We start from the raw sequence: 10,752 nt of genomic DNA on the forward strand, positions 1-10,752 counted from the left end.
TTTCCGCGAGGCGTTTCAGCGAGGCGTTTCAGCGAGGCGTTTCAGCGAGGCGTTTCAGCGAGGCGTTTCAGCGAGGCGTTTCAGCGAGTGCAGGTCAAACCATTGATGGTGTACGCCGTGGGCGCCACATTCGTCCCGGTGTAGGTGCCGTTGAACCCGGCACTCGTGGAGCCCCCGGCCGGCACCGCGCCGTTGTACGACAGGCTGGTCGCGGTGACCTGAGCCCCGCTCTGCGTCCAGTTCGCCGACCACCCCTGGCTGATCTTCTGGTTGCCGGGGAAGGTGAAGCCCAGGTTCCAGGCCGTCCACGCCGTAGTGCCGGTGTTGGTGAGCGTGACCGTCCCGGTAAAGCCACCACCCCAGTCGTTGACGCTGTAGGTGACCTTGCAGCCCGAAGCCGCGGTAGGAGTGGGCGTGGGTGTCGGCGAGGAAGTAACCGAAGGGGACGGCGAGGGCGAGGAGGTCGTGGGCGATGTCGAAACCGTCGGTGACGGCGTGACGGTGCCCGGCTCCTGGCCCCAGATCAGCTTGCCCGCCTCGTACAGCGGCACGTTCTTGTTGATCGCCGTGCCGGCCAGATAGGACGGATCGTTCGACGAATCCCACGTCCCACCATCGGCCACCCCGACCTTGAACTGCACCTCCATCCGATAGGCCGACTGACCGGCCGGCGTGATCGAGTACCCCGCACAGTTGACCTCGACATACCAGATGTCACCCGACCACTGCTTGGCCGTCGAGGGCGAGGGACAGCCCTGCGTGTATCCGGGGGTGACAACCAGGGCAGCCGTGCCCTCGCGCCGGAAGAAATACCGGTAGGTGGATGCGGTGAGCGCCCGAGCCGGATAGGCGGACTTGTTGTAGATCATCACCTTGAGCGCGGTGTCCCGCGGCTCGTCCTGCATGACGGTCGTCTCGACGGTGATCTCGTCCATGTCCGGCGTCTCGGCCTGCGGGAAGTTGGCGAGCGGCGTCCCGCCGTACTCCTGGTAGAGCCGGGCGACCGCCGACGTGAACCCGGCGTTGTAGTCGGTGGCGACCTCGTTCATCACGTAGTCGCTGCGCTGGTCGGCGTACGCGTCGTCGTTGGTGGAAGGACCGCCGACCAGAGCGCCGTAAAGGACATGCCGCGTCTCGGTCGGCACGGTCATGTTGTCCCACCAGGAGCCATGGGCCGTACGGTGATGGGGATTCTTCGGCGCATTGGCGCCGAACCCGATCAGATAGCTGGATTGCCGCGGGTTGTCGCCGAGCGCGTAATTGACCTGCCGCACCGCGAAGTCGTGATAGCGCGCTTTCCGGGTGGCATCACTGGTCTTGTCGCTGTAGACGAGCGCGGCAAAGGCGGTGTTGGCCGAATAGCGCAGCGATCCCCAGCTGTCGAGCACCGCTTCCCCACCGGGCGAGTAGCGCACCTTCTCGCCGTTGACCCCGACGGTCCACCAGTCGAGCCACCGGTTGGCGTCGTCGATGTACTTCTGCTTGCCGGTCAGGTTGGCCAGCAGCACGTACGCCCCGAACTGCTTGTTGTCCCAGGCGATCGTCCACTTGTAGGAGTGCGTGGTGGTCTGCGGTTCGGTCCCGAGCGCGTCATAACCCGCTTCGGCCTTGGCGAGATAAGTGGCGTCATTGGTGGCCCGATAGAGCCAGATCGCCCCCCACACGAGCTCGTCCTGATAGCCGCTCCACGACTTGTAGTAGGAGGCCGCGTCGGTGATGCAGTCGCTGTAGGCCTTCCGCACCGTGTCGGCGAAGGTATAGAGCTGCTTGGCGTGGGTGAGCAGCTTGTCGGCGTAGGCCGCGTCGGTGGGCCGGAAGACGATGGAGCTGGCCGCCATCGCGGCGGCGGTCTCGCCCGCCAGGTCCGAGCCGCCGCAGGTGGCGTCGATCTTGTAGGAGGGCCGCGCCATCGGCATCACTTCGGCCGGTCCCCACCACTTGTGGTCGTCGTCCCCCTTGCCGACCTGCCCATACAGCACATTGGCCGAGGGATGCGCCTTGATGAAGTAGTCGTTCGGCACCCGCAGGTTGTTCAAGAACGAGGTCAACTGCCCACTTGCTGCGTACGCGTCGCGGTATTCGACCGCGCCCCACGCGAGCATCGTGGTGGTGAACGCCATCGGGAAGCCGAACTTGACGTGGTCGCCGGCGTCGAACCAGCCGCCGGTCAGGTCGAGCCCGGCGTCGGACCCGTCGGTCATGGCCGCGTCGCCGCGCCACGACACCTGACTCCAGGCGGGCTTCTTGCCGGCGATCTGGGCCTGGTAGAAGAACATCGACTTCTGGAGAGCTTCGCCGTAGTTGAAGGCGCCCGCGGCGGAGGCGGATCCGTTGGCGAGGGCGAGGCCGGCGACCACGGCGGCGAGGGCGACAAGGGCTGCGAGCAGACGGCGCATGGGGATGCCCCTTCGGGGAGACGAGCGTCGATGGGAGCGCTCCCAGACATTGAACAATCTCGCTGTGAATTTGGGAAGGAGCAGAATCCCCGGCAGCCGACCCAACCGGACGGCGGCGGGGCGGGTAGACGGGGTGTGAGTATTCGGATGGCGGGGGCCGCGACCGACCGGGCGGTGTTCGAGGCCTGGGTGCGGTCCGCACTGGAGGTGACGGAATGAGCAAGAACCGCGACCATGTCGACGAACTTCTGCACGCGGCCGGCGAGCGGTGGCGCGCGACCCAGCCGGCGCCGCCCGAGCCCGACCCCGGCCGCTGGCCCGCCACCACGGCCCGGACCCGCGCCCGGTGGATCCCGATCGCGGCGGCCGCGGCGGTGGCGGTCGCGGTGAGCGCGGCGTCGGTGATGCTGCGGCCGTCCGGCCCGGACGTGCCACCGGCCGGGGTGGCCGAGCAGGGACCGCCGGCGGCCGCGACTCCCCCGGCCGAGCCGAGCATCGCCGAGGGGGTCGAGGCCGCCATTCCGATCGCGGATCAGCTGTTGACCGATCCCACCACCGGCGTCTACGGGATCGACACCGGCACCGGCCATGTGCAGATGGTCATGCTCACCCCGGAGCTGTACGAGCGGCTGGCCAACGCGGGCGCGGCACAGTTGCTGGACCTGGATCCATGGCTGCGGCCGGTGGCCTGACCGGTCAGCCGTTCCAGTCGCCGAAGACGCTGGTGATGGCGGCGCCGGCCGGGCCGAAGCCGAAGGCGAGGTCGGAGCTGCCGCTGGACAGCGAGTTGGACAGGTGGAAGGTGGCGTCCCGGGTGTCGTGATAGCCGATGGTGGTGCTGCCGTTCCCGTCGAAGTCCCCGGTCACCGGCTGCACCAGAGGGCTGGCCGGGCCGAACCCGAACGCGTAGTCGGAGCTGCCACTGGCCAGGTCGTTGGAGAGGTGGAAGGTCGCGTCCCGGGTGTCGTAGTAGCCGACGCTGTCCTTGCCATCGTTGTTCCAGTCGCCGACGACCGGCCGGACCGCGGTGCTGACCGGCCCGAACCCGAAGGCGTAGTTCGAGCTGCCGCTGGCGAGCGCGTCGGACAGGTGGAAGGTGGCATCGCGGGAGTCGTAGTAGCCGACGCTGTCCTTGCCGTCACCGTTCCAGTCGCCGGTCACCGGATAGATCGCCGAGCCGCTCGGCCCGAACCCGAACGCGTAGTCCGAGCTCCCGCTGGCCAGCGCATTCGACAGATGGAACGTCGCGTCCCGGGTGTCGTAGTAGCCGACGCTGTCCTTCCCGTCACCGTTCCAGTCGCCGACCACCGGCCGCACCGCGGTGCTGACCGGCCCGAACCCGAACGCATAGTTCGAGCTACCGCTGGCGTTCGTGTTGCTCAGGTGGAAGGTGGCGTCGCCGGCGTTGTAGTAACCGACCGTCTGCGGGCTGGCACCACAGTTGTGGCTGGTCACGCTGTAGGAGTTCTGCCCGCTCGCGCCCATGTTGTAGTCGACGGAGTTGAAGGCGGCGGTGACGATCTCACCGTTCTCCCCGTCACCGTTGCCGTTGCTGTCGTAGAGCAGCTCGTAGTGCAGGTGCGGGTCGGTCGTGCCGACGTTGCCGACCTCGCCGATCTTCTGCCCCTGGGCGACCCGGGTGCCGGGCGACACCGACCGCACCCGCATGTGCAGGTAGACGGTGAACCAGCCGTTGCCGTGGTCGATCTCCAGCCCGCCCGGGTCGAACCACTCGTGCACGGTGCCGCCGAGCGCGGCGACCACCGGACTGCCGAGCGTGGTGCCACCGATCCGCTGCATGTCGATCTTGCGGTCGGCCGGGTTGTGGCCGGCGTAGCTGAACAGCGACCAGCTCTGCCCACACGGAAACGGCAGTTGGAATCGAGGCTTGGCCGGCAGCGCATGCGCAGGCCCGGCAAAGATCAGGGACAGAAAGAGGGAGAGTACGGCGGCGAAAGTCAGACGTGTTCGCGACATCGAGAATCCCTTCAGGAGAGGCGGAAGTCGGCCACCTTCAGCGCGGAGGGGGTCGTTCCGCTGGATCGCTGCTGGTAGAGCACCGAGAGCACGTCCTCGCCCTCGATCCGGGACCGGTCGATCAGCACCTCGCCGAACGCGTTCAGGGCGGTCCCGTCGAAGCGGACCGTCCAGTCGGTCCAGCCACTGGCCGCGCTCGCGCTGACGATCCGGCCGTAGGGCATGACGACGTAGAGGTTGTCGTGCGAGTCGAACATCAGCTGGGAACGGTTGGTCGAGCCGAGCGGCTCCGGCACCTCGGCCTTGCGCCAGACTCCCGCCGCGTCGCGATAAAGATGGAAGAGGCGTGCGTACGCGGCCCGCTGGCTCGCATAGCTGGAAACGCAGGACAGGTAACGGCCGGGCACGTAACTGATCGCCACGTGCGGGTTGCCGGCCGAGTCGACGTCCTGACTCTCGTCGTTCATCAGGGCGTGGTCGACGTCGAGCGGGTCGACCACGATGCCGGGGCTGTCCAGGGCGAGCTGCGGCGTCCCGCCGGTGCGGGCGACCACGGCGCCGGCGTCGTTGTGCCAGGTGCGGCCGCGGTCGTCGCTGTAGACGTAGTCGGTGTCGTGGTTGGACAGCCCGCCACCGCTGCACAGGACGCCGGTGCCGCCTTCCCGCCAGGTGAACGCGGCGTGCAGCCGACCGGCCCGGTCGTAGGTGAAGCCGTGCGGATAGAGGTTGCGGGTCGTGCTCACGCCGTAGGTGCCGGCCGCCGACTGCCACCGCCCGAGCTTGGTCCAGCCGCCTGCGACGTCGTACTCGGCAAGTTCTTCGGTTCCGTTTCCGGAGACGCCGGTGCGGTAGCTGAGTTGAAGCACCCCGCCGGGCGCGGCGAGGAACCGCGGGTAGGTGATCGTGCCCAGCTCGGCGCCGTCGAGGGTGCGCTGGATCGACCCGAACGCGCCGGCCACCCAGGCGTGCCCGGCCGGCGCGGACACCAGCCCGGCCTCCGACTTGGCGTAGAAGATGACGGTGTCGTGGGTGTCCATCGCGACGTGCAGACGCCCGTCGGCGGTGGAGATGCCGAGCGAGATGACGTTGTGCGAGTCGTTCGCGGTCAGCTGGTGCGGCAGGGTGAGGGTCTGCCAGGTGCCGCCCGGCAGGGCTCGCCGCCCGACGACGACCGAGCGGTTCGCGGTGTACCAGGACGCGTACTGGTAGCCGGCGTAGCTGAGGATCCCGCTCTGCTGGAACGACTCGTTGTTGACCAGCCCCTGATAGGACTCGAAGTAGAGGGCGGCCGGGTCGACCACGGTGTTGCTGATGAGGGTGACGGCGGGCGCGGCGGCGGTGGCCGGCGCACCCCACCCGGCCGCCGCGACGACGATCATCACGGCGGCCAGGCCGAGGCGTTTGAGTTTCACGGTCAGCCGTTCCAGTCGCCGAAGACGCCCCGGATGCTCGCGCCGGCCGGCCCGTAGCCGAAGGCGAGGTCGGAGCTGCCGCTCGCCAGCTGGTTGGACAGGTGGAAGGTGGCGTCCCGGGTGTCGTGGTAGCCGATGGTGGTGGTGCCGTTGCCGTCGAAGTCGCCGACCACCGGCTCGACGGCGGTGCTGACCGGCCCGAACCCGAACGCGTAGTTGGAGCTGCCGCTGGCGAGCGAGTTCGACAGGTGGAAGGTCGCATCCCGGGTGTCGTAGTAGCCGATGCTGTCCTTGCCGTCGCCGTTCCAGTCGCCGACCACCGGCCGGACCGCGGTGCTCACCGGCCCGAAGCCGAAGGCGTAGTTGGAGCTGCCACTGGCCAGGGAGTTGGACAGGTGGAACGTGGCGTCGCGGGAGTCGTAGTAGCCGACGCTGTCCTTCCCGTTGCCGTCCCAGTCGCCGGTGACCGGATAGATCGCCGAGCCGGCCGGGCCGAACCCGAACGCATAGTCCGAGCTGCCGCTGGCCAGCGCGTTCGACAGGTGGAACGTGGCGTCCCGGGTGTCGTAGTAGCCGACCCCGTCCTTCCCGTTGCCGTCCCAGTCGCCGACCACCGGCCGGACCGCGGTGCTGGCCGGGCCGAACCCGAACGCGTAGTCGGAGCTACCGCTGGCGTTCACGTTGCTCAGGTGGAACGTCGCGTCGCCCTGGTTGTAGTAGCCGACCGTCTGCGGGTTCCGGCTGGTCGGCGTGCACGGCACGGTGAGGCCGCGGGCGAGCAGGTAGTCGGCCGGGTTGATGCCGTGCGCGTCGCCGGCCGTGGCGTAGGTGCGCAGGTGCAGGTGCGGCCCGGTGGCCTCGCCCTCCTGGCCCATCAGGGCGATCCGCTGCCCGGCCGCGACGGTCGCGCCGACCGCCACGTCCCGCTGGTACATGTGCCCGTACTCGGTCATGCTGCCGTCGGCATGCTTGATCCGGATCCACTGCCCGTAGCCCTGGGCCGGGCCGGAGGCGGTGACGGTGCCCGCGCCGACCGCGTAGATCGGGGTGCCGAGCGCGTTGGCGATGTCGATGCCGTCGTGCCCGCTGTGATAGCCCTGCGAGATCGAGCCGGCCGCCGGGCAGCGCGCCGAGTAGGCCGCCATGGCGGTCTGCGGAGCAACGAAGGCACCCGCGATCAGTCCGATCAGTCCGAAATGGAGAATGCGCATTTTCCCGCCTCAGCCGTAGATGTGGAAGGTCTTGTCGGGGCAGCCACGCCGGGCGCCACGGTCACCAGGGACATGGACACATGTTGATGGCGTGCGTTCCGGCCGGGCACCTGAGAGCTCTCAGGTTGCGGACGGCTGTCCGATGGAGACGGTGTTGCACAATGGCCCCCGAAAGGGGGCGAAATGTGGCTGGGCAGGTCCGACCGACCCTTGGCCGACGTGGCCGACGGGACGATCATCGGCGATTACCGGGTCGTCAGTTACCTTGCCTCGGGTCAATGGGGAAGCGTGTACGCCGCGCGCCGGCTGACGCCGCGGCCGGGCGCCCCGGACGACGTGGCGCTGAAGCTGCTGCCGGCGGCGACGCTCACACCGGCCCAGCGGGCGACGTTCGCCGAGATCCTGGACCGGGAGAAGCGGTTCGGCCGCGATGCCCGGCATGCTCATCTGATCCGCGTCTTCGAGGCGCTGACCTGCCCGGACGGTTCGGTCGCGCTGGTCATGGAGCTGGCCCGCACCGACCTGCGGCGACTCCTGGAGAGCAACCCCGGTAAGCCGCCCGCGGACGGCGCCATCCTTCTCCGCCAGGTGTGGCACGCGCTGACCTACATGCACGCCAAGGGCTGGGTGCACGGCGACCTGAAACCGGCCAACGTGCTGATCGCCGACGACGGATGGGCCCGGGTCGGCGACTTCGGCCTGGCCGCCGAGCTGGACGGCACGCACGGCTACACGCCCGGCCTCGGCACCCAGGACTACCTGCCGCCGGAGTGGTGGGACCAGGGCCTGGACAGCCGCGGCGTGATCACCCGGCCGGCCACCGACGTGTGGGCGTTCGGCGTGCTCGCCCACGAGGTCCTGACCGGCGGCATGCACCCGTTCCCGGGCGCGACCCCGGCCGCCCGGGCCGGCGCCATCCGCGAGTACGCCGCCGATCCCGGCCGGCTGCGGTTGGCCACGACGATCCCGGAGCCGTGGCCGGCGATCATCCGCGACTGCCTGCGCGCCTCCTACGCCGAGCGATTGGCCGCCACCCGGGACCTGGCCGCGCGGATGGCCGGCGCGACTCCGGCCGGTTCGACGCCACCACGGCATCGGGTCGCCTCCGCCGTCGCCGCCTCCATGGCGGTGCTCCTGCTGAGTGCCTCGGCCGCGCCCGGCGAGGTGAAGCCGGCCGTGCCGGTCCAAGAAGCGGCCAAGGGTGAGCTTCGGCCCGGCGGCGAGGTGCCGGCCCAGTACCGCACGGTGATCACCAGTGCGGCGCACAGCTGCCCCAAGGCTCCGGTCACGCCGGCCCTGATCGCCGCGATGCTCAAGGTGGAGAGCAACTTCGACCCGAACAAGCGATCCCCGCAGACCGACGAATACGGCATCGCGATGTGGACGCCGACGGTCTTCGCGGGCTGGGCACCCAAGCATCCGGACCGCACCGCCAGCGTCTTCAACACAGACGACGCGATCCGGGCGATGGCCGGCTTCCTCTGCTATCTCGTCGACACCGTCGGCTACCTGCCCGGCGACCCGCAACTGCTGATCGCCGCGGCCTACCGGGTCGGCGGCAAGCGCGTCCGCAAGGTCGACGGCATCCCACCGGAGACGACGGCCTACACCAGCAAGATCAAGACCAAGATGATTGCGTACGGCTACTGAGCGGACCCACCATGCCCGGTGTTCTCATCCAGATCCCGTCCGACGCCGACAAGCCGGAGCTGGTGCGCCTGCCCCCGGGCGGCACGGCCACGTTCGGCCGGGGTGGTTCCGGCCGCACGCCGGACGTACCGCTGCCGCACCCGGCGGTGTCCCGGCTGGCCGGCCAGTTGACCGCGACCGCCGACTTCTGGCTGATCAGCAACTTCAGCGCCGAGCGCACCTACGTGGTGGACAACCCGGAGGGCGGCGGCGAGCACCTGAAGATCGCGCCGCGCCGGATCGACGCGCCGGTGCCGTTCGAGTTCGCCCGGGTGGTGATCCCGGTCCCGGACGGCGAGGTGTCCTTCCTGGTCTACGCGCCCGAGCACACCTACGCCGATCCGGCCCGGGACGGCGCACCGACCGGCCCGGCCACGATGCCGGCCTTCTCGCTGGACGAGAGCGCGAAATACTTCCTGATCCTGGTGGCCCTGTGCGAGCCACGGCTGCGGGACAGTTCCTCGGTGGCGATCCCGCTGATCCCGGAGATCGTCGACCGCCTGCACGGCGCCCTTACCCGCAGCGCGGTCAACTTCCACATCGACTACCTCGCCGAACACAAGCTGCGCCTCCGGCAGCGGGACACCGCCGGGCAGCGCTCCGGCCGCCTCGATCACAAGCGGGAAGCCCTGGTCAGCTGCGCGCTGCGCTTCAATCTGGTAGCCGAGCGGCACCTCGCCCTGCTGCCACCCCCGCCGGGCGCTCGGTAGGGGTTTTCGTTGCGCGCTCCCGGGTAACAGGCGGCTTGTCCCAGTTGTCCACCACGAGGAGATCTGATGAGTGCGGTCAGCAACCCGGCCACCGTCGAGGAGTGCCTGCGGGTCGGCGCCGGTTTCAGCCAGGGCGACCGGAACTGGCTCGCCGAGCAGTTCGCCACCCTGGACAACCGGCTGGCCTCGTTCCACGCCGACGCCACCGAGCTGGAGATCTCCGTCAAGGACCGCGAGGCGCGCGGCCAGAAGGTCACCCTGGAGTGCTGGATCAGCGGTCGCGACAAGATCGTCACCACCTCGTCGGAGGAGGACCTGCACGCGGCGGTGATGGACGTCCGCGACGACCTGCGCCGCCGCCTGAACGACGCGAAGCACCGCCAGGAGCCCCGCAACAACCGCCACCTGCGCGAGGTCCCGACCCCGGAGATCGACCCCGAGCCGGAAGCCTCAACTCCGTCCTAGGCTGGGGCCATGGAGACTGTGGTTCTACCGGACGGACGCACGCTGGAATATCTGGTCGAAGGGCCGGCGGAGGGATTGCCGCTGGTCCTGCACCACGGGACCCCGGCCGCGGCCGTCCGGTACGGCCCGCTCGCCGTCCCCGGCATCCGCCTCGTCCTGATCAGCCGCCCCGGTTACGGCACCTCGACCGAGGACCCCGGCCGCAGCGTCGCCTCGGCGGCGGCCGACACGGCCGCGGTCCTGGACGCGGCGGGCATCGCGGAGTTCGTCACCGCCGGCTGGTCCGGCGGCGGCCCGCACGCCCTGGCCTGCGCCGCCCTGCTGCCCGGCCGCTGCCTCGCGGTGGCGACGATGGCCGGGGTGGCACCGTCCGAGGCCGAAGGGCTGGACTGGCTGGACGGCATGGGCAGCGAGAACGTCGAGGAGTTCGGCGCGGCGGCGGCCGGCCGGGCGAAACTGGAGGCCTTCCTCAACCACGCCGCCGAGACGATGGGCGAGGTGAAAGGGTCGGAGGTCATCGAGGCGTTCGGTGACCTGATCGCCGACGTGGACAAGCAGGCCCTGGTCGGCGGGTTCGCGGACTATCTGGCCCAGTCGTTCCGGCATGCGCTCTCCGGCGGGATCGCCGGGTGGCGGGACGACGATCTCGCCTTCACCAAGCCGTGGGGGTTCGAGCTGGCCACCATCGAGCCGCCGGTCTCGATCTGGCAGGGCGATCAGGACCGGATGGTGCCGTTCGGGCACGGCCAGTGGCTCGCCGAGCACCTGCCCGACCCGGAGGTCCACCTGCTCCCCGGCGAGGGACACCTCTCGCTGATCGACAACTTCAAGCTGATCGTGGCCACGCTCCGCCGGCAGGCTGCGGCCTGACCCGCGGAGGGGCCCGCGCCGG

9 protein-coding genes are annotated in these 10,752 nt (G+C 69.7%); 5 read left to right on the forward strand and 4 right to left on the reverse strand.

The window, feature by feature from the left end; all coding sequences use genetic code 11:
- Positions 1-80: 80 nt before the first annotated feature.
- Positions 81-2,396 (reverse strand): glycoside hydrolase family 9 protein, encoded by a 2,316-nt coding sequence (locus tag Adu01nite_RS17365; RefSeq protein WP_203727923.1) that lies wholly within the window; start codon positions 2,394-2,396, stop codon positions 81-83.
- A gap of 215 nt (positions 2,397-2,611) precedes the next feature.
- On the opposite strand from Adu01nite_RS17365, the gene Adu01nite_RS17370 reads away from it, so the two are divergent.
- Positions 2,612-3,088 carry a hypothetical protein gene (locus Adu01nite_RS17370; RefSeq protein ID WP_203727924.1) on the forward strand — a complete coding sequence of 159 codons (477 nt, stop codon included), beginning with the start codon at positions 2,612-2,614 and terminating at the stop codon, positions 3,086-3,088.
- 4 nt (positions 3,089-3,092) lie between these two features.
- Here Adu01nite_RS17370 and Adu01nite_RS17375 read toward each other — a convergent pair whose 3' ends face one another.
- Genes Adu01nite_RS17375 through Adu01nite_RS17385 form a run of 3 tightly spaced genes read right to left on the reverse strand, consistent with a single transcriptional unit; the run spans position 3,093 to position 6,996 of the window.
- Positions 3,093-4,373 (reverse strand): M23 family metallopeptidase, encoded by a 1,281-nt coding sequence (locus Adu01nite_RS17375; protein WP_203727925.1) that lies wholly within the window; start codon positions 4,371-4,373, stop codon positions 3,093-3,095.
- Between the two features lie 11 nt (positions 4,374-4,384).
- Positions 4,385-5,785 (reverse strand): BNR repeat-containing protein, encoded by a 1,401-nt coding sequence (locus Adu01nite_RS17380; protein WP_203727926.1) that lies wholly within the window; start codon positions 5,783-5,785, stop codon positions 4,385-4,387.
- Positions 5,786-5,787: 2 nt separating this feature from the next.
- A complete protein-coding gene (locus tag Adu01nite_RS17385) occupies positions 5,788-6,996 on the reverse strand; it encodes a M23 family metallopeptidase (RefSeq protein WP_203727927.1) in 1,209 nt (402 codons plus the stop codon).
- Between the two features lie 183 nt (positions 6,997-7,179).
- Between Adu01nite_RS17385 and Adu01nite_RS17390 the strand changes: the two genes are divergently transcribed.
- The 4 genes from Adu01nite_RS17390 to Adu01nite_RS17405 all read left to right on the forward strand — a co-directional run bounded on the left by Adu01nite_RS17390 (position 7,180) and on the right by Adu01nite_RS17405 (position 10,730).
- Positions 7,180-8,646 carry a protein kinase domain-containing protein gene (locus Adu01nite_RS17390; RefSeq protein WP_203727928.1) on the forward strand — a complete coding sequence of 489 codons (1,467 nt, stop codon included), beginning with the start codon at positions 7,180-7,182 and terminating at the stop codon, positions 8,644-8,646.
- Positions 8,647-8,657: 11 nt separating this feature from the next.
- On the forward strand, positions 8,658-9,395 hold the full coding sequence (locus Adu01nite_RS17395) for an FHA domain-containing protein (RefSeq protein WP_239132479.1): 738 nt from the start codon (positions 8,658-8,660) through the stop codon (positions 9,393-9,395).
- A gap of 66 nt (positions 9,396-9,461) precedes the next feature.
- A complete protein-coding gene (locus tag Adu01nite_RS17400) occupies positions 9,462-9,860 on the forward strand; it encodes an HPF/RaiA family ribosome-associated protein (protein ID WP_203727929.1) in 399 nt (132 codons plus the stop codon).
- Between the two features lie 9 nt (positions 9,861-9,869).
- A complete protein-coding gene (locus Adu01nite_RS17405; protein WP_203727930.1) occupies positions 9,870-10,730 on the forward strand; it encodes an alpha/beta fold hydrolase in 861 nt (286 codons plus the stop codon).
- Positions 10,731-10,752: the final 22 nt, after the last annotated feature.

Origin of the sequence: Paractinoplanes durhamensis, assembly GCF_016862175.1 — a bacterium.
GTDB lineage: Bacteria > Actinomycetota > Actinomycetes > Mycobacteriales > Micromonosporaceae > Actinoplanes > Actinoplanes durhamensis.

Coding starts and splice junctions, on each gene's coding strand:
- Adu01nite_RS17400 (WP_203727929.1), top strand. CDS start 9,462: ATGAGTGCGGTCAGCAACCCGGCCACCGTCGAGGAGTGCCTGCGGGTC.
- Adu01nite_RS17390 (WP_203727928.1), top strand. CDS start 7,180: ATGTGGCTGGGCAGGTCCGACCGACCCTTGGCCGACGTGGCCGACGGG.
- Adu01nite_RS17375 (WP_203727925.1), bottom strand. CDS start 4,373: ATGTCGCGAACACGTCTGACTTTCGCCGCCGTACTCTCCCTCTTTCTG.
- Adu01nite_RS17395 (WP_239132479.1), top strand. CDS start 8,658: ATGCCCGGTGTTCTCATCCAGATCCCGTCCGACGCCGACAAGCCGGAG.
- Adu01nite_RS17365 (WP_203727923.1), bottom strand. CDS start 2,396: ATGCGCCGTCTGCTCGCAGCCCTTGTCGCCCTCGCCGCCGTGGTCGCC.
- Adu01nite_RS17370 (WP_203727924.1), top strand. CDS start 2,612: ATGAGCAAGAACCGCGACCATGTCGACGAACTTCTGCACGCGGCCGGC.
- Adu01nite_RS17385 (WP_203727927.1), bottom strand. CDS start 6,996: ATGCGCATTCTCCATTTCGGACTGATCGGACTGATCGCGGGTGCCTTC.
- Adu01nite_RS17405 (WP_203727930.1), top strand. CDS start 9,870: ATGGAGACTGTGGTTCTACCGGACGGACGCACGCTGGAATATCTGGTC.